At 65.6% G+C, this 26650-nt stretch carries 25 protein-coding genes; 6 read left to right on the forward strand and 19 right to left on the reverse strand.

Annotated elements, in window-relative coordinates; translation table 11 throughout:
* Nucleotide 1: 1 nt before the first annotated feature.
* From FGF80_RS11925 to FGF80_RS11945, 5 genes are all read right to left on the reverse strand, one after another.
* On the reverse strand, nucleotides 2-3793 hold the full coding sequence (locus tag FGF80_RS11925; RefSeq protein ID WP_138654210.1) for a chemotaxis protein CheA: 3792 nt from the start codon (nucleotides 3791-3793) through the stop codon (nucleotides 2-4).
* On the reverse strand, nucleotides 3786-5003 hold the full coding sequence (gene cheB, locus FGF80_RS11930) for a chemotaxis-specific protein-glutamate methyltransferase CheB (RefSeq protein WP_138654212.1): 1218 nt from the start codon (nucleotides 5001-5003) through the stop codon (nucleotides 3786-3788). Before cheB ends, FGF80_RS11925 begins: the two co-directional genes overlap by 8 nt.
* Nucleotides 5000-5362, reverse strand: coding sequence for a chemotaxis protein CheY (gene cheY / locus FGF80_RS11935; protein WP_006181855.1), 363 nt, complete (start codon nucleotides 5360-5362; stop codon nucleotides 5000-5002). Before cheY ends, cheB begins: the two co-directional genes overlap by 4 nt.
* A gap of 135 nt (nucleotides 5363-5497) precedes the next feature.
* On the reverse strand, nucleotides 5498-6286 hold the full coding sequence (locus tag FGF80_RS11940) for a chemotaxis protein CheW (protein WP_138654214.1): 789 nt from the start codon (nucleotides 6284-6286) through the stop codon (nucleotides 5498-5500).
* A gap of 294 nt (nucleotides 6287-6580) precedes the next feature.
* Nucleotides 6581-7816 (reverse strand): RNA-guided endonuclease TnpB family protein, encoded by a 1236-nt coding sequence (locus FGF80_RS11945; RefSeq protein ID WP_138654216.1) that lies wholly within the window; start codon nucleotides 7814-7816, stop codon nucleotides 6581-6583.
* Nucleotides 7817-7870: 54 nt separating this feature from the next.
* On the opposite strand from FGF80_RS11945, the gene FGF80_RS19220 reads away from it, so the two are divergent.
* On the forward strand, nucleotides 7871-8008 hold the full coding sequence (locus tag FGF80_RS19220) for a hypothetical protein (protein WP_006182022.1): 138 nt from the start codon (nucleotides 7871-7873) through the stop codon (nucleotides 8006-8008).
* A 66-nt stretch (nucleotides 8009-8074) separates the two neighbouring features.
* A complete protein-coding gene (locus FGF80_RS11950) occupies nucleotides 8075-8530 on the forward strand; it encodes a chemotaxis protein CheW (protein ID WP_138654218.1) in 456 nt (151 codons plus the stop codon).
* Between the two features lie 151 nt (nucleotides 8531-8681).
* Here FGF80_RS11950 and FGF80_RS11955 read toward each other — a convergent pair whose 3' ends face one another.
* The 3 genes from FGF80_RS11955 to tfe are packed head-to-tail and all read right to left on the reverse strand — an operon-like array spanning nucleotide 8682 to nucleotide 10664.
* On the reverse strand, nucleotides 8682-9452 hold the full coding sequence (locus tag FGF80_RS11955; protein WP_138654220.1) for a DUF5803 family protein: 771 nt from the start codon (nucleotides 9450-9452) through the stop codon (nucleotides 8682-8684).
* Between the two features lies 1 nt (nucleotide 9453).
* Nucleotides 9454-10140, reverse strand: coding sequence for a DUF2110 family protein (locus tag FGF80_RS11960; RefSeq protein WP_006186555.1), 687 nt, complete (start codon nucleotides 10138-10140; stop codon nucleotides 9454-9456).
* Nucleotides 10140-10664, reverse strand: coding sequence for a transcription factor E (gene tfe / locus FGF80_RS11965; protein ID WP_006186554.1), 525 nt, complete (start codon nucleotides 10662-10664; stop codon nucleotides 10140-10142). Before tfe ends, FGF80_RS11960 begins: the two co-directional genes overlap by 1 nt.
* Nucleotides 10665-10907: 243 nt before the next feature.
* On the opposite strand from tfe, the gene FGF80_RS11970 reads away from it, so the two are divergent.
* Entirely contained in the window at nucleotides 10908-11918 is a 1011-nt protein-coding gene (locus FGF80_RS11970) for an MBL fold metallo-hydrolase (RefSeq protein WP_138654222.1), read from the forward strand.
* A 21-nt stretch (nucleotides 11919-11939) separates the two neighbouring features.
* Here FGF80_RS11970 and FGF80_RS11975 read toward each other — a convergent pair whose 3' ends face one another.
* A complete protein-coding gene (locus tag FGF80_RS11975; RefSeq protein WP_006186552.1) occupies nucleotides 11940-13517 on the reverse strand; it encodes a class I adenylate-forming enzyme family protein in 1578 nt (525 codons plus the stop codon).
* Between the two features lie 131 nt (nucleotides 13518-13648).
* Between FGF80_RS11975 and FGF80_RS11980 the strand changes: the two genes are divergently transcribed.
* Nucleotides 13649-14305, forward strand: coding sequence for a hypothetical protein (locus tag FGF80_RS11980; protein WP_138654224.1), 657 nt, complete (start codon nucleotides 13649-13651; stop codon nucleotides 14303-14305).
* 53 nt (nucleotides 14306-14358) lie between these two features.
* Here the strand turns inward: FGF80_RS11980 and FGF80_RS11985 are convergent, their stop codons facing one another.
* A complete protein-coding gene (locus tag FGF80_RS11985; protein WP_138654226.1) occupies nucleotides 14359-14916 on the reverse strand; it encodes a tRNA (cytidine(56)-2'-O)-methyltransferase in 558 nt (185 codons plus the stop codon).
* A 161-nt stretch (nucleotides 14917-15077) separates the two neighbouring features.
* Here FGF80_RS11985 and FGF80_RS11990 point away from each other — a divergent pair, with 161 nt between their 5' ends.
* Nucleotides 15078-15560, forward strand: coding sequence for a cupin domain-containing protein (locus FGF80_RS11990; protein WP_049908181.1), 483 nt, complete (start codon nucleotides 15078-15080; stop codon nucleotides 15558-15560).
* Between the two features lie 86 nt (nucleotides 15561-15646).
* The gene (locus FGF80_RS11995) at nucleotides 15647-15874 is read left to right on the forward strand and encodes a hypothetical protein (RefSeq protein WP_138654228.1); all 228 of its coding nucleotides are present in this window, start codon (nucleotides 15647-15649) and stop codon (nucleotides 15872-15874) included.
* Between the two features lie 54 nt (nucleotides 15875-15928).
* On the opposite strand, the gene FGF80_RS12000 is transcribed toward FGF80_RS11995, so the two are convergent.
* From FGF80_RS12000 to FGF80_RS12040, 9 genes are all read right to left on the reverse strand, one after another.
* On the reverse strand, nucleotides 15929-16147 hold the full coding sequence (locus FGF80_RS12000; protein ID WP_006186547.1) for a hypothetical protein: 219 nt from the start codon (nucleotides 16145-16147) through the stop codon (nucleotides 15929-15931).
* Between the two features lie 85 nt (nucleotides 16148-16232).
* Nucleotides 16233-16694, reverse strand: a complete 462-nt coding sequence (locus FGF80_RS12005; protein WP_006186546.1) for a universal stress protein — start codon at nucleotides 16692-16694, stop codon at nucleotides 16233-16235.
* A gap of 2 nt (nucleotides 16695-16696) precedes the next feature.
* Nucleotides 16697-18442, reverse strand: a complete 1746-nt coding sequence (locus FGF80_RS12010) for a sodium:solute symporter family transporter (protein WP_138654230.1) — start codon at nucleotides 18440-18442, stop codon at nucleotides 16697-16699.
* The gene (locus tag FGF80_RS12015; RefSeq protein ID WP_138654232.1) at nucleotides 18439-18891 is read right to left on the reverse strand and encodes a DUF4212 domain-containing protein; all 453 of its coding nucleotides are present in this window, start codon (nucleotides 18889-18891) and stop codon (nucleotides 18439-18441) included. Before FGF80_RS12015 ends, FGF80_RS12010 begins: the two co-directional genes overlap by 4 nt.
* A gap of 68 nt (nucleotides 18892-18959) precedes the next feature.
* The gene (gene acs, locus FGF80_RS12020) at nucleotides 18960-20939 is read right to left on the reverse strand and encodes an acetate--CoA ligase (protein ID WP_138654234.1); all 1980 of its coding nucleotides are present in this window, start codon (nucleotides 20937-20939) and stop codon (nucleotides 18960-18962) included.
* A 267-nt stretch (nucleotides 20940-21206) separates the two neighbouring features.
* Nucleotides 21207-23420 (reverse strand): bacterio-opsin activator domain-containing protein, encoded by a 2214-nt coding sequence (locus FGF80_RS12025; protein WP_138654236.1) that lies wholly within the window; start codon nucleotides 23418-23420, stop codon nucleotides 21207-21209.
* Between the two features lie 133 nt (nucleotides 23421-23553).
* Nucleotides 23554-25554, reverse strand: a complete 2001-nt coding sequence (acs, locus tag FGF80_RS12030) for an acetate--CoA ligase (protein ID WP_006186541.1) — start codon at nucleotides 25552-25554, stop codon at nucleotides 23554-23556.
* A gap of 102 nt (nucleotides 25555-25656) precedes the next feature.
* Nucleotides 25657-26157, reverse strand: a complete 501-nt coding sequence (locus FGF80_RS12035; RefSeq protein WP_138654238.1) for a universal stress protein — start codon at nucleotides 26155-26157, stop codon at nucleotides 25657-25659.
* A gap of 50 nt (nucleotides 26158-26207) precedes the next feature.
* Nucleotides 26208-26630, reverse strand: coding sequence for a universal stress protein (locus FGF80_RS12040; RefSeq protein ID WP_138654240.1), 423 nt, complete (start codon nucleotides 26628-26630; stop codon nucleotides 26208-26210).
* Nucleotides 26631-26650: the final 20 nt, after the last annotated feature.

Raw genomic sequence — 26650 nt, forward strand, 5'->3', positions numbered from 1 at the left:
TTCATAGTGTCGTCACGTCCAGGATGTTGACTACTTCCCCTCTCCCCCGCACCGTTGCACCGCTGAGCCCCGGGATACCGCTCATAACGCCCTCGTAGGGCTTGACGACGACCTCCTGTTGGCCCTGCACGTGATCGCAGTGCAGCGCTACCTCGCGGACCTCGTCGCGAATGCGGACGACCATCCCGTCGCCGTTCGCACCTGGAGCCGGCGTCTCGAGAACGTCGGCCAGTTCGACGACGGGATAGTCGCCGTCGTCGCCGTGGAGCGTGGGTTCGCCGGCGGCCGTTTCGATCGCGGTCGCGGATTCGATGTCCTGCACGGCCTTCGTCGGGATACCGAACTCCTCGCCACCGCTCTCGACGAACAGGATTTCGTCGATCGCAACCGTCACTGGAAGCGTCATGGTGACGGTCGTGCCCTCGCCCTCGTCGCTGTCGATCGAGACCGTCCCGTCCAGGTCCTCGATCGTCCGCTTGACGACATCCATGCCGACGCCGCGGCCGCTGACGTCCGTCACCTCGTCGGCCGTCGAAAGGCCGGGATGGAAGATGAGGTCGTACGCCTCCCCCTCGGAGAGGGCGTCGGCCTCGGCCGCGTCGAGAACCCCCGCGTCGACTGCTTCGTCGCGAAGCCGATCCGGATCGAGTCCGTTCCCGTCGTCCGCGACCGTGATCGTCACGCGGTCGCTCGAGCGATCGGCGTGGACCTCGACGGTCCCTTCGCGCGGTTTGCCGATCTCCTCGCGCCGCTCCGGGGCTTCGATCCCGTGGTCGACGGCGTTGCGAACCAGATGGATCAGCGGATCGCCGATCCGATCGAGGATACTCCGGTCCAGTTCGACGGTTTCGCCGCTCATCTCGAAGGCGACCTGCTTGTCCTGATCGCGAGCGATATCGCGAACGACCCGCGGCAGGCGACTCGTCACCGTCTGGAGCGGCACCAGTCGGATGTCCATCACCGTCTCCTGCAGATCGCCCGTCAGATCCGACAGCGCGTCGAGTTCCTTGTCGAGAGCCGTGCCATCGTCGTCCGCATCGGCCGCGTGGCGGAGGCGGACGCGACTGGTTACCAGTCCCTCCACGAGCGTGAGCAGGGAGTCGACTTGTTCGATGTCGACACGAACCGACTGGATCTCGTCGTCCTCGTCGGCGGCGTCCGACCGGTCGCTCGTCTCCGGAAGCGAGACATCCGGAATCTCCATCTCGGGCTCGTCGATGGTCCGGACGATGTCGGCGGAATCGTCGGTTTCGGGCCCGCTCCCGTCGTCGCCGAACGATGTGGCAGCCGACAGGCTCGAGTCCGACTCGGACTCGACATCCGACGCGGGTTCCCCGAAGCCGGTCTCGTCGGTATCGAACGCGGAGGCTTCGGGGAACGCCTCGTCGTCGGACTGTCCGTCGGGTTGCTCGTCGAACCCGCTGTCGAAGCCGTCGACCGGCTCCGGCTCGGAGTCGGTCGCATCGGCCGAGAAGTCCGCGAACGAGTCGTCGACATCGGCCGCGAAGCTGCCGTCGTCGAAGGGGTCCGACTCGTCGTCGGCCGTCCCGAAGTCGTCATCGACGGCCGGCGTCGGCTCGACCTCGTCGTCGGCCCCGCCAAACGAGTCGGCCGTCGCCGCGTCGTCGGTACCGGACCCCGTACCGTCGTCGGGTCCATCGGCGACAGCCCCGTCTCCCGCGTCGGCCATCGCATCGTCGGCCTCGAGATCGGTCTGCGGGGACGAGTCGTCGGACGCTGCGGGTGCATCGGCTGCAGGGGCAGTTGCGTCCTCAGCCGACCCGGCGTCGTTCGAATCGGGACGCTCGTCGACAGCGACCGACTCGTCCGAACTGACCGCATCGGTGTCCGTCTCGCCGGTATCGACATCGTCAGAGTCGGTTGCAGCGACATCGTCGACAGCGCCATCCGCTACAGCACCGTCGTCGGTGGCCGGCTCGTCGGGACCCGCTTCGTGGGTTCCCGTTTCACCGTGCTCCGCTTCGGCCACCGCCGAATCGTCGACACCGTCTTCGGCGGTCGTCTCCGCATCCGGATCGGGCGCGGCGGTCGCTTCATCGCTCGGTCCCGCGTCGTCGGCCATCGACGCCGCAGTCTCGTCGGAATCGGCTCCGATCTCGTCGACTGCCTCGTCGAGCGCGGTGTCGGCTTCGGAATCGGCTCCGATCTCGTCGACTGCCTCGTCGAGCGCGGTGTCGGCTTCGGAATCGGCTCCGATCTCGTCGACTGCCTCGTCGAGCGCGGCGTCGGCTTCGGAATCGGCTCCGATCTCGTCGACGGAATCGTCGAGCGCGGTGTCGGCTTCGGAATCGGCTCCGATCTCATCGACGGCATCGTCGAGCGCGGCGTCGGCTTCGGAATCGGCTCCGATCTCATCGACGGCATCGTCGAGCGCGGCGTCGGCTTCGGAATCGGCTCCGATCTCGTCGACCGCCTCGTCCGTGTCTGGCTCAGCGTCCGCCTCCGAGCCGACCAGGATATCGTCGACCGCATCCGCTGACGGCTCCTCGTCGTCGAGGAACGAGTCGTCGTCGGCGTCCTCGCCGAGGAGTTCGTCCATATCGACTTCCTCTTCTTCGTCGAACTCGTCGAACTCGAGTTCCTCGAGTTCGTCCTGGAGCTCGTCGAACCCGACCATCTCGACCTCGTCTTTGAGTTCGTTGAAGACCGCGCCGGCATCGTCGACTTCGTCGTCGGCGTCGGTGTCGGCCGAAGACGATGCGTCGCCTCCGGCCGCGTCGTCGGCCGTCGACGCCGCGGTCCCGTCGGTCGGGCTGTCATCCGCATCGCTGGCCCCACCTGGCGGTTCGCCCGGATCGGCATCGAGTTCGTCGATGTCCTCTTCGTCCAACAGATCGTCGAACGACCCGGCTTCACCCATGTCCTCGAACGCGTCGAGCTCCTCGTCCTCGACGTCGTCGACCATCTCGTCTAAGTTATCGAACTCGTTGAATTCGTCGAGGAGATCGTCGACTTCGAGGTCCTGGGCCTCATCGGAAGAGATCCCGTCACCCGGCTCGGAATCGGCCGCCGACTCCGCCCCGGGCGCGCCTGCGACTGCGTTTTCGCCCTCGAACCGATCGGAGACATCGACGATTTCGAACTCGTCGACCTCCTCGACCGGGTCGAGTCCCGAGGCGATCGCAGCCTCGCCGACCGCGGTCCCGAAGACCGCGTCGAAACTCCCGCCGTAGTCCCCGGTCTCGATCGTTTCGCGGGGCGGGTCGGTTCCGATCAGATCGAAGGCGTCGATCAGTGCATCGACGACCAGTTCCCCGTTGTTGATGCCCGCTTCCTGTGCGATCACGAGGCGGGCGAGATAGACGTCGTGGCCGTCGTCGGCCGGCGGCTCGAATCGGGCACAGACGTCGTCGATTTCGTCTGCCGTCGGCGGTTCGACCCCTTCGCTCGCCCCGTCAGCATCGGGGAGGTGTTCACGAAGCGCTTCGATCGTCGCCGACGGATCGGTCCGGATCTCGCCGGTCTCGGCGACCTCTCCGATCATCGTCTCGAGTTCATCGACGCCGTCGAAGACGATGTCCATCAACGACGCAGTCACCTCGAGATCGTCGCGGCGGACGGCATCGAGCAGATCCTCGATCGCGTGGGCGAGGTCGCTGGCCGATTCCAGCCCCATCGCCCCGCAGTTCCCCTTGAGGGTGTGTGCGATCCGGAAGATGTTCTCCATCGCCTCCTCGTCGTCGGGCTCGCGCTCGAGGGTGAGCAAGGCGTTGTTCAGTTCGGTAATCCGTTCTTCGCTCTCCTGAACGAAGTCTGTCAGATAATCACTCATCGTTCTCACCGTCCGTCGTGAACGCGTCGACGATCGCCTCGGCGATGCCGTTTGCGGGCGCGATGGTATCGACACAGCCCGTTTCGATTGCCTGACAGGGGATGCCAAAGACCGGACTCGTCGCCTCGTCCTGTGCGATGGTCCGACCGCCGGCGGCCTTGATCGCCTCGATCCCGGCCGCCCCGTCGCGGCCCATCCCAGTCAGGACGATGCCACAGAGCGCATCGGAAACCCGCTCGGCGGCACTCTCCATCGTCACGTCGATCGACGGCCGCACGCCGTGGACGCGCTTGCCGTCGTCGAGTCGCAGCCGAAGGGCACCGTTGACGTTACGCGCGACCTCGAGATGGTGGTCGCCCGGTGCAACCGCGGCCTCGCCGGCCCGGACCCAGTCCCGATCCGCCGCCTCGCTGACGTCGTACGCGCTGTTCGCGTCGAGTCGGTCGGCGAACCGCTCGGTGAACCCGGGTGGCATGTGCTGGACGACCAGCACTTTCGCCTCGAGATCGGCCGGGAGTCGTTCGAACAGTCGTTCGACGATCTTCGGCCCGCCGGTCGACGCGCCGAGGACGACCGTCGGTGCATCGGCGCGATCCCCGTCGACGGCGACGGGAGTCGCGTCCTCCTCCGGAACGACGGGAGCGCCGATCTCCGGTCCCGTCTCGGGACCGATTGTCCCGGAGTCGGGGTTCAGTCGGGCCTCCGCCCCGCCGCCGGCGACCGCGTTACCGGTCGTCGATCCACGTCCCGCACTGTCGGCGCGTCCCGAGCGAGTCGCGTAGGCCGCCGCCGAGGCCCGCGCGAGTGCCACCGACGAGACATCGGCCTCGGCGAGTTCGCCGACTGCGTCGACGACATCGTCGCTGAGGTGGGCGATGTTTCGCGAGTCCGAACCGTCGGGCTTGTGCAGGAAGTCCACGGCTCCGCGCTCCAAGGCATCGAGCGTCGCCTCAGCGCCGCGTTCGGTGTGGACGCTGAGCATGAGAATCGGAGTCGGGTTCGTCGCCATGATTCGCTCGACGGCATCGATACCGCCCATCTCGGGCATCTCGACGTCCATCGTCACGACATCCGGATCGAACGTGGCGACGGTCTCGACGGCCTCGGAACCGTTCGAAGCCGTTTCGAGATCGTAGCCAGCCGCCTCGAGCGCGTTGCCGATGACTGTCCGCATAAACCTCGAGTCGTCGACAACGAGTACTCTCGTCATGCAGCGACGACGTCTGAAAGGGCCTTTCTGACGCTGGGTTCCTCGAACGGTTTCGTGACGTAGCCGTCCGCGCCAGCTTTCACGGCGAGTTTCATTTTCTCACGCTGTCCGACACTCGTACACATGATGACGCGGGCGTCCGGGTCGATCTTCTTGATCGCCGCGGTCGCCTTGATGCCGTTGCATTTGGGCATCACGATGTCCATCATCACGATGTCGGGATCGTGTTCTTTGTACAGTTTAACGGCCTCAGCGCCGTTGGACGCCTCTCCGAGAATGCGGTAATCTTGTTCCAAGATCTGGCGCAATAGATTCCGCATAAAATGAGAGTCGTCCACGATGAGCACCCCTGTCGACATTCAGTAGTACACCAAACTCTCGTAGAGATACAACTACCATAAATGCTGTCTCTCGATTATCAGACGTGATAAGCGTTGAATACGCCCCGGAGAGCCCAGTCACCGTGGGGGATCCCGATCCGCAGGTTGCGGCAATTATTGCGACTGCCCGGACACTAGTAACAGTTTGTTGACATCGATCAGTGCAGTCGCCTCGACGACGACTTCCCGCGTCGAATCGTCGTCTTCCTCTTGGGCCGGTTCGGCGGCCGCGTCGTCGGTCGGTTCGACCTCGAAGGCCTCCCCCATCGACTCCTCGATGCCACCGCTCATCCCGCGTGCCGACGACAGCGCCGTCGATCCGCCCGTCCCCGCAGGGCCGCCGAGTGCGGGTCCGGCCGTCGTGTCGGTGGCGTCGTCCGTTGCGCCATCGTCGGCATCGGTGTGTAGTTCCCGTTCCTGTGTAACGAGCGCGGCGATCAGGGGATGCTCGAGGACATCGCCGGAGAGATCGCTGTTCTCGATGGTGTCCTCGTCGAAGATGTTGCTTTCGGGGACCGACTCGACGCCCATAACGTCGTCGACCCGGATCGCAACCGATTGCTGGTCGCTCGCCCGGTCGAGCACGAGGAGTCGCTCACGCCCCAACCGGGATTCGGTGACGGGAAAGTGAACCGAGGGGTCGATAACCGCGGTGACCTCCCCGCGGAGGTCCATCAGTCCCTCGATAGCCGGGGGTGACCGCGGGACTCGAGTGAGTTCCGTCGGCGGTTCGGTGATGGTCCTGACCGCGCCGACCGGCAGCGCGAGCCGGTGTTCGCCGAGGCCGACGAAGAGAAACTGGAGATGGAGTTCCTCCTCGCCGTCGCCGGTGGCTGCATCGCCGCTCCGATCGGCGTCGTCGATATCGAGTCCGAGAAGTTTTTCCGAGAGGTCCGGGGCCATGGTCCTGTTCGTGTATCAGGTTCCACCAATAAAACGTTGACTCCACCGTGATTGTTCCGTTCGTTGATAGCTTCGGTCGCGGACCGAACCCGATCGCACGCGTTTCGTCGCTCGACGGGAACGACGTCGCCGGTCGGCGCGATCGCTCACTCGGGGCTCTCAAGTGTATCCCGCGCGAACATATTGCCTATCAGAACGCTTATTTCCCGTCCACCCATCCGTTAGGCGAAGTGACATCCTCCCCGCCGTGAACGGCGGGGCTTCCCACACGGTGGGAATCCAGCTTGGCAGGTTTCAGTCCGAGTACGCCGAGAGCGTCATCTGCGAGGATTTCTCGCTCGTCTCCCGGTGGACTGTGGCGCTGTCACAGGCGCTCCTATCCCGAGGTGAGTCATCGCGTTCCGGTTCCCAAGGAACGCTCTCTCCCCACGGGTTAGCGCGACCGGCGATGTTCGCCGCCGCGTTAATATCTGCTTGGAACTCAGAAACGTGGCAGTCGTCGTGCGGACACACGAACTCCGCTTGCTCTTTCCGCCGACCGAGCCGGTTGCAGGCGTAGCAGGTTTGTGAAGTGTACGCCGCGTTGATGTACTCGACGCGAATGCCTGCCTCGGTCGCTTTGTCCTCGATTCGACCCTGTAGCCGGGCGAACGCCCACGCGTGAAGCCGCCGGTTCATGAACTTCCCGCAGTCCAACCGCTCTCGGATGTACGACAAGTCTTCGAGGACGATAACGGGATTCTCGAACTGTTGGGCGTATTCGACGGCCTGCCGAGACGCCTTCTCGACAACATCCGTCAGGGAGTTTTGGTAGTGATCGAATCGTTCGTCCACGCGCCACTCGGCGGCGTCTCTCGACTGTAGCCGCCGGAGCGTGGTGAACATTTCTTTGCGAAGGTGTCGCGCTCGACTGCCGCTGACGAGCATCGGCTTCCGTGGCACGTCGCGTTTGAGGGCACAGCCCGTAATCAACGCGCTCTCGCCTACGTCGAAACCGATGTACGTCGGGTCGTCCGAATCGGTCGGTTCTTCGACCGGGTACTCGGCGGTGACGTGCAACTCCCACGACATGCGGTGTCGCTGTAGCCGCAACTCGCCCACCGTCGCATCTTCGGAGAGCAGGTCGAACCATAGGGATTCTTGCTCCGGGTTGATACGGAGTGGAATCCAGAAGTTCGTCCCGCGTCCGGGTTGCGGGGCCTGCCACACGAAGCCGTGTTCGCGCTCGTCGGAGTAGTCGAACTTCGCGGCCCGATTGACGAGTCGAAGCGGATGCTCGTCGTCCAACTCCTCGGCGTTGTACGTCGAACGGAGTTTCGGGACGTAGGATTTGAGCGCGTCTTTTGCTTGGTACGGCAGGTCGTAGGGCGTCACAATGTCGTTGACGGCTGACATTGTGTCAGCCTTGTTGTCGAAGGCGTCGTGGAGCGCTTCGCGGTAAGTGTCTAAGAGTCGCTGTAGGCGTTGCTCTTTGCCCGTGGTGGGTGTGACGAGCGTGGCCTGTAGCGTCTTCGTCACCGTCTCGGACACACCCGTAGATAGAGCGTAGACAAAGTTAAGTGTGCCGGAGTGCGAGAATGACTTATGCCACACATCAACTTCGAGGTAGACGAAGAACAGTACGAGTCGCTGAAAGAGACGAAGAAGCGCCACGGGCTGACGTGGAAGGGTATGCTACTCCACGCACAACGGGAGTTGGATTCCGGCCCGGCCACCGAGTAGCCGTTGGTCAGCACCGTGTCGCATTCCCTCCCGCCCTAAAGGGCGGGATTCCCTGCTTGTAGAAAGATGGATCCGGTTTCGACCGAACGGACCGAACGCGACGAGCGCGTCACAGTCCTGACGTTCGCCCTCGAGGACACACTGTACTGCGTCGCGGCTGCATCGATCACCTCCGTGCTCGGCATCACGGAGGACGATTCCCTCGTCAACGCCGACGATCCGTGGAACGCGGGGACCGTCCACGTCGCCGGCGAACGGATCAGAGTCGTCGATCTACCGCGGGTGTTCGGGTCGTCGTTCGAAACGACGGCTCGCGTCGCCCATCCGAAACTGCTCGTCTTTTCGACCACCGACGGCGACGGCCGCAACTACGGCTGGCTCGTCGATGGCGTCGACGTGACCACGGATATCCACACCGACTCGCTCGAGCCCCCACGGATACGGACGCGCCACGTCAGGGGACGGCTCGAGATCGACGAACGCGAAGTCATCTGGCTCGACGAGCAGGCGATTCACGGGTAACGTCCGGGTGCCGGGCCGAGGACCGGAACCGACGAGCGATCGCCCGGGTTCGACGGGCAAAACGAGAGTGGTCTCTCGGGGGCGGGCGGAAATCGATGCGATCCGTCACACTGAGACCCGCAGCGTCTCGATCCGCTCGTCCCCGCGGGCTTCACAGGAGTCCGGGTGGGCCGCCGTCCGAGTCATCGTCGGTGTCGATATCGAGACCGAACTCCTCGCGCTCCTTTTGGAGTCGCTTGACTTGGCGGTAGTAGTAGCCGATGCCAACGCCGCCGAGCAGGACGACGACGCCGATGAGGCCGAGGAACAGGGGTACGTCCCGCGCGAGGTAGTACCGGAGCGAGATCGTGCTGTCGAGGTCGTCCCAGGAAAGGCGCTCGCGGCCGTCGACGACCTCCCGTTCGTACTCGTTGGGCGAGACATCACCGAACAGGAAGTTCGACGTCCGATGCCCCTCCGGAACCGTCACTTCGTACGACCCCTCGACGTAGGCCGGCAACTGGAACGTCTTCCGGCCGGCGTCGCCGGAGAACGCGAGCGTCCCGTTCTCGTCGGGTACCTGGACGGTCGTCTCCGACCGACCCTGTTCGACATCGAGTTCCGAGCCCGTGAGCTCGGTCCCGTTGGGATACCAGTAGCGGACGCTGTTGATCTCCAAAGGTTCCTCGCGGAAGAGCGTAGACCGGTACAGCGACAGTTCTTCGGACCCGTTGAGATCGTAGACCGCCCGGAATTCGCCGTCGCTGATCAGATTGCCGTCCTCGAGATCGATCGCGACATCCGCCTCGCTGTCACGCAACTCGCTGTAGTTCCCGTCCCGATCGAGCTGTTCGTCCGAAATGTCGCCGGAAAGCGCCGAACAGCCCGCAAGCGTCGCGAGCAGCGCGATCGCGAGTGCCGCGAGAACGAGCCGTCGATTCATACTAGGGAACGACACAGCGGAGTTCGGCCGGGAGATACTCGCCCACGCTCGCGAGCAGTCCGGGCGGATCGGTGTTTTCGGTACAGATGACGCTCTGCTCGAGCAGCCCGAGTCGCTCGACGGTGACGTAGTCCTGTGCGTGCCCCGCACGGTTGAGCGTGGCGCGGACTTCCGCCCGCGTCGCGCTGTTGACGTTGAGCCGACCGTCGCCGCGGGTCCACTCGTAGAGACGATCCTGCTCTGCCTCGGCGAGTCGCGACGGCTCCTCGCCGTCGTCACCGCCGTAGACGAACTCCAGGGGCAGGTGCTGGACCAGTCCGTAGCGCTCGCGGATCTGCGTCGCCGACCCCGGGCCGAGCCCGAGTTCGTCGGTCGGGATCCGGACGCCGTCACCCTGTCCGGCGTCGAGAACGAACCCGTCTTCGTCCCAGGACTCGAGGGTGCCGACGTAGGTGTCGCCGGCCTGCAGATCGGGGACGATCTCGCCGAACTCCTCGCGGAGGACGTTACGCGCGACGGTGGCGTCGTCGCCTTCGATCGTTACCGACGGGAAGTCGTCGTGACGAATCCCGATCTCGAACTCCGCGTCGAGTTCGCCGATCTCGTTGGTCACCAGCGAGCGCAGCGAGTCCAGCGATCGCTCGCGGGCCTCGCCTTCGACGTAGAGTTTCGTTGCAAGTACGACCATTAGGCGTCCGCGTCGATGTTGAGTTCGTCCTCGAGGGCGTCGAGGCGGTCGTCCATCGCGTCGACCAGGCGGTTGTTATCCATCGATTCCAGCGGCGAGCCACATTCGGGACACTCGAAGTTGAAGTCCATCGCCTCGCCGAACTCGAACCGGATAGAGCAGATCTCACAGAGGTAGAACTCGTGGTTGCGCTCGTACTCCCGGCGCTCGTCGAGGGCCTCGTGGAGCCGATACATCTCCTCTTCCAAGTTCTCAGGGATGTTGTCGTACTCGAAGGTCCAGAGATAGGTTAGCCACCCCGAGTCCTCGTCGCGCAGTCGCCGATACGTGGCGAGATCGTTCTCATAGAGAATGAACAGCGCGCGCCGCACGTCGTTCAACTCGAGGTCGAGTTCCTCCGCGAGCTCCTCGTCGGTCACCTCGCCGTCAGGGGGGGCCGCCGCGACGGGCATCCCCTTGGGACCGACCAGCTCGTGCAAATATTTCTGGATCACCGGGTCCTCGAGCAGGTCCTCAAAAGCCATTACCCGAATGTAACGGCATGGAGCCATTAAAGCTTGCCAAGTGGACCCGCCCCCGTGACACGCGTATCGGTCGCCTGCATAGAACCGACGGCAGCCACCGCTGCCGAAAGCCATACCCGTCGGCGGAAGGCGGCAAAAGCAGTCCGGAAGGCCCTCTCGCCAGGTCGGGAAGGGGCTGACCGACACGACCGCCGGCGCGTTCGAGCGCGATGCTTATGATGCTGGCTCGGCGTTTTCGAGACAATGACTCCCGATGCTTCCTGCGGTGGCGCTCGTCTGGAGACCGCCTGCTCGCGGATCTATCGCCTCGAGTTCGACGTTCCCTGGCCGCCCAAACACGTCGCCGCCTACCTGCTCGAGGGACCCGAACCGATCCTGATCGACGCGGGCGCGCCCGACGAGACCGGCGGCTCGGACCGCGTCGGCGAGACGGAGCTGCGCGAGGGACTCGCCGCAGTCGACGCCGTCCCGGCCGACATCGACCACGTTCTCGTGACCCACATCCACAGCGACCACATCGGCCAACTCCCCACGCTCCGGGCGGCCGGCGCGACGGTTCACGCACCGAAAGCGGGGCTCGCCCGGCTCGAGACCGATCTGGACAGCGTCCGCGACGGCCTCCGGGAGACGGCACGATCGGCAGGGTACGACGACGACCTCGAGACGGTACTCGAGGAGGAACTCGACTCGCGTCGCCGGGACCGCCGACTGGTCGACGGCGAGCGCGCCCGGCCGATCGATCCGACCGAACCGTTCATCGTCGGCGGTCGCGAGTTCCGGGTCTTCGAAACGCCGGGCCACGAAATCGATCACCTGTGCTTCGAGACGACCGTCTCGGGGACTGACGTGCTTTTCGCCGGCGACGCGCTCATCGAGCCGTTTCGCGCTGGGGCCTTCCACGTCGGCTTCGACCGCGGTGCCTACGAGGCCGTCGACGCCTACTACGAGGCCATGGACCGACTACAGGGAACGTCCGCGACACACGTCTTCCCCGGCCACGGCCCCGTCTTCGAGGACCCCCAGCGAGTCGTCGAGACGACGCGGGACCGGTTGGACACGTTGCTCGCGGAGACGCGGACGGCGCTCGAGGCGATCGAGCCGGCGACGCCATGTGCGATCGCCGAGGAACGCGTCGGGACCGTCCGCTATCATGCGCCGGTACTCGATACGCTCGGGGCGCTGGGGACTCTCAAGCGGCGGGGGGCGGTCACGTTCGAGACGGCGAACGGCGTCCGGCACTACAGAACGGCGTAGAACCTCGAGACAACCGGTGTCCTACTCCGCTCGCTCCTCAAGTTTGTACTTCTGAATCTTGCCGCTCGTCGTCCGGGGCAGTTCCGCGACGAACTCGACCTCGCGGGGATGTTTGTAGCTGGCCACCGCCGCCAGACAGAACTCCGTGATCTCCTCGGCGGTGACGTCGCTGCCGGGAGTAACGCCCTCGGACGTAACCACGAACGCCTTCGGCACCTCGTTGCGCCGCTCGTCCGGAATCCCGACGACGGCGACGTCCGCGACGGCCTCGTGTTCCAGGATGAGCTCCTCGAGTTCGCTGGGATAGACGTTGTAGCCGGCGGTGTTGATCATGTGTTTCTTCCGGTCGACGATCTCGTAGTAGTTGTTCCTGTCGCGACGGGCGATATCGCCCGTGCGAAGGAATCCATTCTCGGTGAAGGCGGCCGCGGTCGCCTCGGGCAGTTCGAGATAGCCCGCCATGACCTGCGGGCCGCGGACGAGGAGTTCGCCCTCCTCGCCGGAGCCGACGTCCGCACCCGAGTCGTCGACGATCTTGCAGTCGGTCATCCGGAGCGGTTGGCCGATCGTCCCGTGTTTCAGCCCAAAGGTCGACCCCGACTGCGTGTGGGTCGCGCCGTGGGTCTCGGTGAGACCGTATCCCTCGGCGATATCGACGCCCGCGGTCTCCTCGAATCGCTCCTGAACTGCCGTCGAAAGCTTCGCACCGCCCTCGGAGGCCGACTCGAGGCTGGTGAGATCGTACTCGCCGAAGTCGTCGAGTTCGACCATATCCGCGTACATCGTCGTGACGCCGACGAAGTGAGTGATCCCCTCGTCCTCGATGAGTTGCAGACACTCCCGGGCGTCCCACTCGAGTGCGCTCCGGAAATAGAGCCGCCCGCCGCCGACCAGCGGCTGGAGGGCGGTGTGGGTGAAGCCGGTGATGTGGTAGAGGGGGAGCCAGGTCAGGCTGCGGACGTCCGCTGGCTCGACATCGACGTTCGAGGCGGTCAGCGGCCACATCAGCTGTGCGCGGGTATTTTCGTGGGTGAGCTTGACCCCCTTCGGATCGCCGGTCGTCCCCGAGGTGTACGGTAACAGCGCCACGTCGTCGTCGGCCCGCTCGACCAGCGTCGGCTCGCCACGCAGCTCCTCGAACGCGTGATCGTCCGGATCCCGCTCCCAGTCCTCGCTCCGGATGGTGATCACCGCAGGCTCCATGTCGGCGTCCGCGGTCGCCTGGGCCACGACATCCCGGAGTGCGGGGTGGGTGATGACCGCGCTCGCGTCCGTATCCGCCAACTGATAAGCCACTTCGCGGCGCTTGTACTGGGGATTGACCGGCGAGATTTCGACGCCGGCTTTGAACGCGCCGATCGAGGCGATCAGGTACTGCGGACAGTTCGGCAAGAAGAGCAGGGCACGATCGCCGGGCTCGAGGCCGATCCCGTGGAACCCGCCGGCGAGTTCGGCGGTCCAGTCGCGGACGTCCGCGTGGGTCCAGCGCCGGCCGTGATGTTCCATCGCCTGTGCGTCCCCGTGGTGGGCTGCCGTCCGATCGAACAGGTTCGCGACGTTGCCCGTTCGCGCAGCGTCGTCGATCGCCGTCAGGTCCATGTATTGTGGTACCGCCGGCCACGTTTAAAACATTAGCTCTCTAACACCCGCCGGTCGGAAGCAAGCCGGGGAGCCGAGCCGGTCCGTGACGAGCGATACACTTAGGGGCGGGACTATTATATCTCTGACAGATGGCTCTCGAGTCCGTAACTCGACTGCGTGACTGCATCGACTCGGTCGATGTCGCCGTCGCTGCCGTCGACACCGGAGCGGCCGTCGATCTCGGCGTAGCGCCGAGCGTGATCGGATCGATCCTCGGGATCGTGGTCGGTAGAGCGGTTTTCGAGGCCGCGCTCGACGAATTCGACGTCGATCCGGCGCTGTGCTGGCTCGCCTTCGGGATGGTCGCCGTGGCGGCGGGTATCGTCCAGTTACGGGCGGGAAACTGCTGGGTCGGTCCTGCGCTACTGGCGGCTGGCTGCTGGATCTGCCTCGACGGCCTGGCCGCGCGGCGGATGGACGACGACACAGCAGAGACCGACGAGCCCGACCTGACGAACGACGAGTACCACCTCGTCACACTGCACAGTCGCTGGCTGCTCGCGGCACTGCGCGAGGCCGACCGGCCGCTCACGAAGGCGGAACTCTGTGATCGGACCGGACTCATGGAGCCCGATTTCGATCGGGTCCTCGAGACCCACGACGGCTCGAGCCCGATCAAACGGGTCGGCAACGGCTACGTCCTGAACGAGGATGAGACCGGCATCCTCGCGGCCGTCCGGACAGCGCTGGGACCGGTATGGGGGCGGCTCGTCCGACCGGTTCGGTTGCTCAACTCGAGCGGCTGAGGCGGCGGCCAGGCGGTGTCACGGCTCTCGCGGGCGGTCGGCGCTCGGCTGGCTCACTCTTCGGCGTCCGAATCCGCCGATTCCACGCGCTTGCCCGTTTCCGTGGGGATCACGCGCCGGTCGGCGTCTTCCCACTCTTGCTCGAGTTCCCGCCCCTCGAACAGGCGGTCGAGGAAGACTGCCAGTCCGGCCACTTCGGAGTGGGGCTGATTCGTGACGCCGACGTTCCAGTCGGCTTCCTCGTAGACGTCGAACGGGACCTTCTCGGAGCCGACGACGAGCAAGAGCGGCTCGCCCGCGTCGACGTGAGCCGCCCGGATGTCGTCCTCGATGTCCTGGACGCGCTCGCCGTACATCGTGAGGTGGACGACGCTCCCCTCCCAGTTGCGGATGATTCCCTGTGGCCCCTCGATGAGTTCAGCCTCGAAGGGACCGCCGAAACGGTCGGTGATATCCGCGACGGTCTCGAGCGATTGGCCGGCGTTGTCGGGAAAGAGCACGCGGTCGGCCCCCAGCGCCCGCGCGGTCAGTCCGACGTGGGTCGTCATCCGGTCGTCCCGGCCGGGGCGGTGGCCGAGTCGAAGGACGGCGACCTCGGTGTCGTCGTGCATGCCCGTATTCACTCTCGGGCGAGGTTAGGGGGTTTCGTTTTCCGCTGCCGACGATCGGTCGAGCCCGCTCCGTGCGACCCCCAGCGCGGACGGCCCACGTGTCGCTCGAGACCGGACTCGTCACGGAACGTTCACTACGCGAGGTGACGGACAGCCGTGGGATGGAGAAACGCAACGAGGCCGCCATCGAGTGGGATGAGTACGACCGCGAGGAAACCGCGTTCCGCCGGACGGAACTCTCGAACGCCGTCGACGCTTCGGCCCTCGGCTGTAGCCTCTATGAACTCCCGCCCGGCGCTCGCTCCTGGCCCTCCCACTACCACACGGCAAACGAGGAAGCGCTCTACGTGCTGGCGGGCGACGGCCGACTGAAAACGGCGGACGGCCTCGAGCCGCTGACGGCCGGCGACTACGTGACCCTCCCGGCGGACGAACGCGGCGGCCACAGAGTCGTCAACGACGGCGCGGCACCGCTCCGGTATCTGGCGATATCGACGATGAACGAGCCGGACGTGACGGTCTACCCGGAATCGGACAAATTCGGCGTCTTCGTCGGCTCGCCGCCGGGGGGCCGCGACGAACGGCCGCTCGAGGGCTACTATCGCATCGACGATGAGACGGACTACTGGGACGGGACGGAATAGTGCTACGCCGCTCCGACCGAGCACCTGCCCCGCAACCGCCACTGGGACACCCATAGCTATTTGATAGCATCCGACTAACCGCCGGTATGACCAACGAGGGGGACGACGACCGATGGGCGACGTTCACCGACGGGTTCGTCGTTCCGATCGCCGGCCTGTTGGCGCTTCTGTTCGCCGTCATGGCCGGCATGACCGTTCGACCAGCCCTGTCCGGCTCCGCGTCGGATCTCTCGACGCCGCTCATTTTCGCCGGCGGAGCCCTCCTGTGTTTCCGTCTCCGCCAGCGGGCGGTTGCGGCTCGAGACGACGACTGAGACGGGAGAAACGACGCCGGCTCCGTCGACCCGGGTTCACGTCCGGTCCCGCCGTCACTGCCGGGTGACCTGCTCGAGCGAGAAGAAGAAGCCGAAGTAGGCGACGATGCCCGCGAGCATGAACATGTAGAAAGCCCATCTCGGAGCGTCGACGAAGACGAAATCGAAGAGGAATCGTACGAGCGCGACCCAGACGACGGCGAACAGCAGGTCGTAGATCATTCCGGTCCCGTTGTCCGCGATGTGTTCGCGCACTCGATCGATGACGCTCATCGCGGCTGCCCTCCCGAACGCCGTGATACTGATTGGCTCATGGTGACGAATCGTGTCGATGGTGTCGCGGTCGTGTGTGGCCGCGTCAGTCCTCGGCCGTGTAGTCGACGACCAGGACGGGAACGTGCGTCGAGCGGAGCACGCGCTCGGTGACGCTCCCGAGTAACGCTCGGCGGACGCCGGAGCGGCCGTGACTGCCGATCACGATGAGGTCGATATCGTTGTCCGCGGCGTAGTCGGCGATCATCCGGTGGGGCTGGCCCCCGGCGTGACGCTCGGTCGCGGTCAGGCCGGCTGCCTCGGCCGCGTTCGTGACGTAGCCGGTCGCCTCCTCGGCGTCCTCGCGTAGCTCCGTCATGCCCTCGAACTGGCCCTGTCGGATTCGGTCGACCTGTTCGGCCCCCAGTCCGTACGCGATCGCGTCGGTGTCGGCAACGAACAGCGCGTGAATCTCCGCGTCGTACTTCGTGGCGATATCGATCGCCTGCTCGACCGCTGCTTCCGCAACGTTGCTCCCGTCCGTCGGCACGAGTATGCGTTCGTACATGGTTAGTCGTCCGCAGGTGCGCTTCCGTCTCGGTTCTTCTCGGCGACGATGTCCGCCGCAGTCTTATCACTTGGCATCGGATCGGGACTGTGACACTGTCGGACCATCCGTTTGGTCCGCAGCGGCGGTTCGGTGGTCACGAGCGAGACGGCGATCGTCACCGCGAACACGATCGGCGTCCCGACGAGCGCCGAGCCGATGGCCGGCATCCACGTCGAGATGACCTCGATACCGAGCCCTGCGCCACCGTTGACGAGACCGAAGTTCCCTTCGTTGATCATGGGAACGAACCAGACGACCAGGCCGGTCACCATGCCGCTGAGCGCACCCGGGCGGTTCGTGTTCTCCCACCAGAGCCCGAGGAAGAACATCGGGAACAGCACGATGGCCGCAAGCGAGAAGGCGAACCCGACTAGGGCTGCGATCGGCTGCTGGGGGTTCAGCGCGAAGACGATCGTGAGCGCGCCGATCAGGATGATGCTCAGGCGGCCGACGAGAACCTGCTGTCGCTGCGTCGCGTCTTCGTTGATGATGTTCGCGTAGATGTCGTGGGAGATCGCGGATGAGGCGGCGATGAACAGCCCAGCCGTCGTCGCGACGGCCGCGGCGATACCGCCGGCCGCGACGAATCCGACGAACCACGACGGTAAGTCAGCGAGCTGTGCGGCCAACACGACGAGCACGTCGCCGGCGGCGCTGGTCATGCCCGGATCCCCGTACACGGCACCGATCTCGTCGCCGTACAGCGCGGTTCCGATCGCGGCGAAGGCGGGCGCACTCAGGTACAGCAGCGAGATGAAGAACAGCCCCCAGGTACACGACCAGCGGGCCACACGTTCGTTTTTGACGGTGTAGAACCTGACCAACACGTGGGGGAGCCCACACGTCCCGAAGACCAGACTGAAACACGTCGCGACCCACAGGTAGTAGCTCCCGCCAGCGAACGGGGCCGAGAACTGCGTCCCGAGGCTGTCGATCATCATCCCGTACTCGAGTTGGGGCAACACGGTCGTGTACCCCGCGGACCAGCCCGTGACGACCAGTCCAAGCAGGAACGCGACGATGAGGATGACGTACTGGAGGACCATGTTCTTCGTCGCGCCGAGCATCCCCGACAGCGAGAGGTAGCCGACGGTGATGACCATAAATATCACCATCATCGTTTGGTACGCGGTCAACAAGCCACCGGTGAGCGCCGACCAGTCACCGAGGATGTACAACCCGACGAGCCCCATCCCGCGAGCCTGTCCGAGCGCGTAGACGAACCCGATCAGGAACGTGGTCACCGCCGCGAGTGCGCGTGCGGTATCGGAATTAAAGCGGTCGCCGACGAAGTCCGGCGCGGTGTACTTCCCGAACCGGCGCATCTGGGCGGCCATGAAGATAAGCAGGATGAAGTAACCGGTCGTCCAGCCGATGACGTACGCCAGGCCGTAGACGCCCGAAATGGCGACGGTCGCTGCCACACCGAGGTACGTCGCGGCCGACATCCAGTTGGCCCCGATCGCCATTCCGTTCTCGAGGTTCCCGATCGACCGGCCCGCCACCCACATGTCGTCCGTGTCGGCGACCTTGAACATGAAGCCGGCCACGATGAACAACAGCATCATGCCGATGACGATGATCGACGGGAGGAGTTTGAACGAGACGTGCAGGTTCTCCGGGAGTAATTCGGAACCCGCCTGTAGCGGCATCAATTCCGCCGCGTCGATCGCGAGCGCCGCCGTTAGTGGGGCAGCGTCGATCATTCGTCGACACCTCCATCAGTCGCGGCCGCGTCGTCCGGGACGGTGTCGGTCGTCTCCGGTTCGGTAACGCCCTGTTCCATACCGTACTTCTCGTCGATCTGATCGCGCTTCCGTGCGTACCACACCGAGAGGACGAGCGCCGCTCCCGGCCCGACGATGGCAAGCAAGAAGTAGTGTAACGGGAACCCAATCAGCGGCATCGACTGCGTCATCAGATCGGGCGCGAGACGTGTCGCCGTGATCGGTGCGAACGTCGTCAGAACCCAGATACCGAAGCCGATCCAGATGATCCGCAAGTGATCCCGCATGAACGGGGTCGCCGGCTTGAGTAGGTTGATCTCGACGTTCATGTAGTCGATCTGTTGTTCGCGCTCAACGTCGCTTATCCCGCCGTCGGTCGCGACGTCGCGGGTATCGTCCGTCGTATCGTGATTGTTGTTATCTGCCATGGGTCTGTCAATCTCCCTCGGTTAGCGTGTCGGTTCGAATCGGAAAACGTCAGTTCCGATCGGCGGTCTCAGTCCGTGTCGACCTGTGCTGCGATGTCGTCGACTACATCGGGATTGCGCAGCGTCGAGGTGTTCCCGAGTTCGTTCCCGCTCGCGATGTCCTCTAACAGCCGGCGCATGATCTTGCCCGACCGCGTCTTGGGCAGTTCGTGCGTGAAGACGATCTCTTCGGGCTTGGCGATCGGTCCGATGGAGTCGAGGACGGCCTCCATGGCCTCCTCCTCGAGTTCGGCGTCACGGTCCTCGTAGCCGTCTTCGGGGATGACGTAGACGTAGACCGCCTCACCTTTGACCTCGTGGTCGCCGCCGACGACGGCGGCTTCGGCGATCCCCTCGACGCCGACGACGGCCGATTCGATCTCCATCGTCCCCAGTCGGTGGCCGGAGACGTTGATCACGTCGTCGACCCGACCGAGGATGGTGATGTAGCCGTCGTCGTCGATCTTTGCGCCGTCCTCGGGGAAGTAGACCCACTCGTCGGTCTCCTCGTCGGAGTACTCCTGCCAGTACTCCGAGATGAACCGCTCGTCGTTGTCGTACAGCGTGCGGAGCATGCCGGGCCACGGGTTGTTGACCGTGACGTAGCCGGCCTGTCCGGCGTCGACTTCCGCACCCTGTGCGTCGACGACGCGGGCGTCGATCCCCGGAAGGGGTGGTCCCGCCGAACCGGGTTTCATCGTGTTGATCCCCGGCAGCGTCGTGATCATCATGCCCCCGGTCTCGGTCTGCCACCAGGTGTCGACGATCGGGCACTCCTCGTTACCGATGTGTTTGTAGTACCACTTCCACGCCCGCGGATTGATCGGCTCCCCGACGGTGCCGAGCAAGCGCAGCGAGGACAGGTCGTGATTCTGCGTGTACTCCTCACCCCACTTCATGAACGCGCGAATCGCTGTCGGCGCGGTGTAGAAGATGTCGACCCCGTTCTTTTCGACGATCTCCCAGAGCCGGTCCTTATCGGGGTAGTCGGGCGTGCCCTCGTACATCACGCTCGTCGTCCCGAGCGCGAGCGGGCCGTAGACGATGTAGGAGTGGCCGGTGATCCAGCCGATGTCAGCCGAGCACCAGTAGGTGTCGTCGGCCTCGATGTCGAGGACGGCGTGGCTCGTCCAGGCACTGTAGGCGAGGTAGCCGCCGGTGGTGTGTTTGACTCCCTTGGGCTTGCCGGTCGTGCCCGACGTGTACATCAGGAACAGCATGTCCTCGGCGTCCCGGGAGACCGGCTCGACCGTCGACCCCTCGTGGTCGGCCACGAGTTCGTCGTAGTCGTGCTGGTTGTCCGCGAGGTCGTGCTCGAGATCGTCGCCCAGTCGGTCGACGACGACGACATCGGAGACTTCGTGGTCGACCCCCGCGAGCCCTTCGTTGGCCTTCGAGATGTGATCGAGGGCATCGCCGCGGCGATAGTAGCCGTCGCAGGTGACCAGATACTCGCTGTCGGCCGAGTTCATTCGGGTCGCCAGCGCGTCGGCCGAGAAGCCGGCGAAGACGACGCTATGGGGTGCGCCGATGCGGGCACACGCCAGCATGGCGATCGGCAACTCCGGCACCATCGGCATGTACAGCGTGACGACGTCGTCCTCTTCGACGCCGAGGTCGCGCAGCGTCGCGGCGACAGCCTCGACCTCGGCCAGGAGTTCGTCGTAGGTGTACGTACGCGTCTCACCGAGTTCACCCTCCCACTCGAGCGCGACGCTGTCGCCGCGACCCTCCTCGACGTGCCGGTCGAGGCAGTTGTACGACGCGTTGAGTTCGCCGCCGGTGAACCACTCGTAGAACGGTGCGTCGCCGTCCTCGAGAACGGTATCGTACTCTTCCTCCCACGAGAGCAACGCGGCTGCACGCTCCCAGCACTCCGGCCAGTTCTCCTCGAACTCGTCGTAGATCCCCGGATCGGTGACGTTTGCCTGCTCGACGAACGACTCGGGTGGCTCGAAGGCCGCCTGCTCCGCGAGTCGTGCCTCGAGGTTGGCATCCTCCTGTGACATGGTACACCCACTCAATCGGGTACCCACATAGTAAAGCCGGCCTCTAGCTGTGCAAAACCGACTCGAGACTCCCGGCGATCCTTCGTCTCTATTGACTCTCGACGGCCGTGACAGGGGGTTCGTCGACCGGTCGGCCCCCCGGTATCGGGGCGCGACGCGTTGCGGAACGACGGCATATGAGTTTCAATTGACTGGTGTGCCAAACGAGATGCCCGGATCGGGCGGACCGTCTAGAGACTTAGTCCCAGTCCCCACGTGATCGGCCGCCTACTCCTCAGGATCGTCGAGGAACGTTCGGAGCAGTTCGTGTTGGCCTTTCCGCAAGTGATTGTGCAGCGTCGGGGAGGAGACGCCCATGGCGTCGGCGACTTCCTCGGCCGTGCTCTCCCGAGGCCAGTCGTAGTAGCCGCCGAAGTAGGCCGCGCGGAGGGCGGCCTCCTGGCGGTCGGTTAACCGATCCTCGAGCCCTTCGCGGAACTCGCGGGCGGTCTGGACGGTCCGCTCGGTCTCGCGTTTCCCGACCAGTTCGGAGTCGGGGAACGCCGAACGGAGACCGTCGAGGATCGTCCTGAGGTCGGCGTCGGCCGCGCAGTCGCCGGTGATCGCCGCCGACCCGCCCTCGAAGAGCGCCTCGTGGACGGTCACACCGTACTCGGTCAGCGTGACGATCGGACAGGAGCCCTCGACGACGAACTCGACGCGCCAGCCGTCCTCGTCGGTCTCGATCAGCCGGCAGTCCTCGATCCCGGCGGCGGTGTCGGCGAGATCGAAGACATCGGCCGGCGACGCCCCCTCGAGTCGAACGTAGTAGAGGTGGGTCGATTCGTCGATCGGAACCAGCGAGTCGAGCTCGAAGCGGCAGTCGAGTCGACGCGAGGTGTCGACGAAAAAGGAGCGCTCGTCCCGACAGGCGACCTCGAGTTCGAGCAGGCGGTCGGACAGCAGCAGGTTCCGGCGACGGATGGCACCGATCGCGTAACCGACTTGCCGGCCGATCGTCGCCAGCCACGTGCGTTCGTCGTCCGCGAACGCATCCGTGCGCTCGGTCGCGACCGATAGCGTTCCGTAGACGGTATCACCGTACTCGAGCGCGACCCTCGCGACGGCTCCCTCGAACTGGTTGTCTGCCTCGAGCGTCGCCGTGACATCGTCGGCGACCAGCACCGTCCCCTCCTCCGGAACGGCCTCGGCTGCCGACGCCGAGCGCTCGAGTGGCGCGGTCGGATCGGCCGCTTGCCAGTCATCGGGGACGACGCGCTCGATCGCATCGGGATCGATGCCGCTGGACGCGAGTCGTCCTCGTCGGTCCGCGATCGTCGCCCGGTCGATCCAGGCGAACTCGTAGGCCCGGCCGTCGGCGAGCGCGTCACATGTCCGCATCTCCACCCCCTCGTGATCCGTCGATTCGAGCAACGCTGCGGTCAGGTCCCGATGTCGCCGGGCGACGGCGTACAGCCGGTCGAGTTCGTCACGGCGCTGGCGGGCGGCCTCGAGTGTCTCGTGTGCGGCCGTCCCGTCGCGGACGAAGACGGCGAAGCCGCGGTGGCGGCCCTGATCGTCCCGGAGCGGCGAGACGACTTCGGTCGCGCGAAACCGCGAGCCGTCCTCGTGGACGCGCCACCCCTCGGTTTCGCAACCGGATTCGTCGAGCGCCGTCGAGAGCGTGCGTTCGGGAGCGCCCGATTCGACGGCGTCGTCGGTGTAGAACGCGGAGACGTGGGTGCCGACGATCTCGCCGGCCCGGTAGCCGAACAGTGCGGCCGCGCTGCGGTTCCAGCGCTCGACGTAGCCGTCCGCGTCGAGACGGACGAGCGCGTACCGATCGCTGGCGGCCAACAGGAGCCGCACGACGCTGTCGTCGCTCACGGCGGGTCCGGACTGGGGGTCGCCGGAGCGAGGGCCGGACGGCCCCTCGACGGCGTCGAAGGCGTCGACGATCTCGGTGTCGGTCGGCTCGGGCAGATAGGACTCGAGGGCTTCGAAACTGCGCCAGCCGCCCGCGGTTTTGACCACGCGAGGATTGACGTTGTGGTCGACCAGCGCGGTGTGGGCGAAGTACCGGCGGAGATCGCTCGTCGAAACGTCGGCGAGTGCGGACTCGTCGAACAGCTCGCTCGCCCGATCGGCGACGTCCGAGACCAGCATCTGGAGCCGACGGGGCGTAACGGTAAACACCCGGTCGTCGCTCGAGAGATCGTTGCTCCGGGCGTATCGGCGGAGCTCCCGTTCGACGCGGGTCGGGAGGTACGCGGTTCGAGTTCCCCGATCGTCGGCAGTCGGCACGCGGATCAGGTATCGCGGCGGGTCGATCCGTACCTGCTCGATGTCGTCGATCGAGAGCCGGGTCAGTTCGGTCGGTCGAAGCCCGACGTCACCGCAGAGTCGGATCACCAGCGCTTCACGGTAGGTCTCGGCCGCATCGAGCAGCGACTCGTACTCCCGCCGGGTGAGTACCGCCCCCACAGTCCCCTCGAAGCCCATCGAATCTGATTCGCCTATTCTGGCGACGCGAACATAATTGTATCGTCTATTGCGGTCAGTCGCGGGAGAGCGACGGGTGGAGCGGCGGCAGCCGGTGTGCGACCGGTTTCGCATTCGTGATATCCGCGAACCGCTACCGGTCCGCGTCCTCGCGATCGTCCGCGTCGCCGATCTCGGCCTGGATTTCGCCGACGATTTCGGGATTACGAAGCGCCGAAGTATCACCCAGTTCCTCGCCGTTGGCGACGTCCTCGAGCAGGCGGCGCATGATCTTGCCCGACCGCGTCTTGGGGAGTTCCGGGGTGAAGATTACCGCTTCGGGCCGGGCGAGCGGTCCGATCGCGGACTCGACGTTGTCGCGGATCGCCCGTCGAATCTCCCGGCCGGAGTCGTGCCCGCTCTCCGTGCTGACGTAGGCGTAGATATCCGTCTCGCCGGTCTCGCTCGAGCGGCCGACGACGGCGGCCTCGGCGACGCCGTCGGCGTCGGCGATCGCGCTCTCGATCTCCACGGTTCCCAGCCGATGGCCCGAGACCGAGATCACGTCGTCGACCCGCCCGAGAACGGTGATGTAGCCGTCCTCGTCGACGCGGGCCGTGTCACCACTGAAGTAGCGCCAGTCGTCGGATGCGGGCTCGGAAAACCGCCGCCAGTACTCCGCGACGAAGCGCTCGTCGTTGTCGTACAGCGTCCGGGCCATCCCGGGCCAGGGCCGGCCGATCGTGAGGTAGCCGGTTTCGCCGGGCGCGACGTCGTCGCCGGCCTCGTCGACGACCCGGGCGTCGATCCCCGGTAGCGGCGGGCCGGCGGACCCGGGTTTCATCGCGTCGATGCCGGGGAGCGTGGAGATCGTCACCGCGCCGGTTTCGGTCTGCCACCAGGTGTCGACGACCGGGCAGTCCCCGCCGCCGATATGTTCGCGATACCAGTTCCAGGGGCGCGGGCTGATCGGTTCGCCGACGGTCCCGAGCAGGCGCAGCGAGGATAGATCGTGGTCGCCGGGGTAGTCCGACCCCCACTTCATGAACGCGCGGATCGCCGTCGGCGCGGTGTAGAAGACGTCGACGGCGTTGCGGTCGACGATCTCCCAGAGCCGATCCCGGTCGGGATAGTCCGGCGTCCCCTCGTACATCACCGTCGTCGTCCCGAGCGCGAGCGGGCCGTAGACGATGTAGGAGTGGCCGGTGATCCACCCGATGTCGGCGGCACACCAGTAGGTATCGTCGGGCTTGACGTCGAGAACGGCGTGGCTCGTCCACGCGACGTGGGCGAGGTAGCCGCCGGTCGAGTGGACGACGCCTTTCGGCTCACCGGTCGTTCCCGACGTGTACATCAGGAACAGCATGTCCTCGGCACCTCGGGACACCGGCGCGACGGTCTCGCCCGCGAACTCATCACGGAGATCGTGGTAGTCCCACTCGTCGTCGCCGAGAACGTGGGGCAAGTCGTCGCCGAGCCGATCGACGACGACGGTTCGAACGTCCTGCTCGAGGGCGATGCGGGCGTTGTCCGCCTTGCTCTTCTGGTTGAACGCATCGCCCCGTCGGTAGTAGCCGTCGCAGGTGACCAGATACTCGCTGTCGGCGGCGTCCATCCGCGTCGCGAGCGCGTCCGCCGAGAGCCCGGCGAAGACGACGCTGTGGGGCGCGCCGATCCGGGCGCAGGCGAGCATCGCGATCGGCAACTCCGGGATCATCGGCAGGTAGATCGTCACGACGTCGTCTTCCTCGACGCCGCGGTCCCGCAGGGCCGCCGCGAACTCGTTGACCTCGACGTAAAGGTCCCGGTAGGTGTAGGTTCGGCGCTCGCCCCGTTTGCCCTCCCAGCGGATCGCGGCGTGGTTCTTTCGCCCCGACTCGAGGTGCCGGTCCAGGCAGTTGTACGAGGCGTTGAGCCGTCCGTCGGCGAACCAGCGATAGAATGGGGCGTCCCCGTCCGCGAGGACCGTCTCGTAGGGCTCGTCCCACGAGAGGAGAGCGGCCGCACGCTCCCAACAGTCCGGCCAGTTCGTCTCGAACTCGTCGTGGACCCCCGGATCCGAGACGTTCGCCTGCTCGACGAACGACTCGGGTGGGGCGTGGGTGGTGCCGCTGGACGTGGACGCGTCTCGACCCCACCCGTTCCGATCGACCATGTCTCGTCCGAACCGTGGATGGTCAGGGGAATAAACGTTCCTCCGAATCGCCGTGCAGTGGACGTGTCGCACCCGGCCGCCCCGGGGCGGTCCTCGCGTCGATCAGAGGCCGCCCTGCGTCGAATCGATGTCGGCTATCTCCTCGGGATCGACCTCGTGTTCGGGTGCGCGAACGACGTAGACGTCGTAACGGTGATCGCTCGCGACCGGCCCGCCGACGCTCGACTGCGGCGCGATGACCGAGCCCGCGTTCTCCGAGCCGATGAACACGACCGACGCCTCGATATCGGCGGCGACGCGTCGTATCTCGCGGACGACGTTCGTCGTCGACGTCGCGGTCGGTTCGTCCGAACTGACCCGCTCGGTCCGGACCGTCGCCGCCGGCGCGACCTCGTCGGCACGGCGCTGCATCCCCGCGGCGATCGCTTCCGTATCGAACGGCTCACCCTGCGTGATCCAGCCTCGGTCCCGCGCGTAGTCGGCATCGTCCGGAATCACCGTCAGAACGACGACCTCCTCGTCAAGCAGGTCGCCGAACGTCGACGCCCGTTCGAGCGCTTTCGTCGCCAGTTCCGACCCGTCGAAGGGAACGAGCAGTGACATACGACTATGTCACACGACAGGAGAGGTAAACGTTCGACCCGTGACACCGGCTAGCCGACGACCAGTACCGGCCGATCCGCGATCCGGACGACCCTGTCGACGGTACTGCCGAGCAACGCCCCCTTGAACGACGACCGGCCGCGGGAACCGAGCACGATCGCGCTCGCCTCCCGTTCGGCCGCGTACTCGAGGATTTCCTCGTGGGGGACGCCCGATCGAACCGCCGTTTCGACGGCCACGTCGGCCGCTGTCGCCGCCGACTCGAGGGCCGCGAGCCGGGCCGCCGCGCGCTCTTCGAGGTGCTGTCGTACCTCGTCGGGATCGACGATGCCGGTATCGTACGCAGTCCGTTCGTCGATGACGGCGATACCGTACAGCGGCGCGTCGAACCGGTCCGCGAGCGCGATCGCGTGCTCGACCGCGGTCGCCGCGGCCTCGCTCCCGTCGGTCGCGACCAGAACGGAATCGTACATGGGCATCGATACGAGTCCCC

The organism is Natrinema pallidum (assembly GCF_005890195.1).
Taxonomy (GTDB): Archaea; Halobacteriota; Halobacteria; order Halobacteriales; family Natrialbaceae; genus Natrinema; species Natrinema pallidum.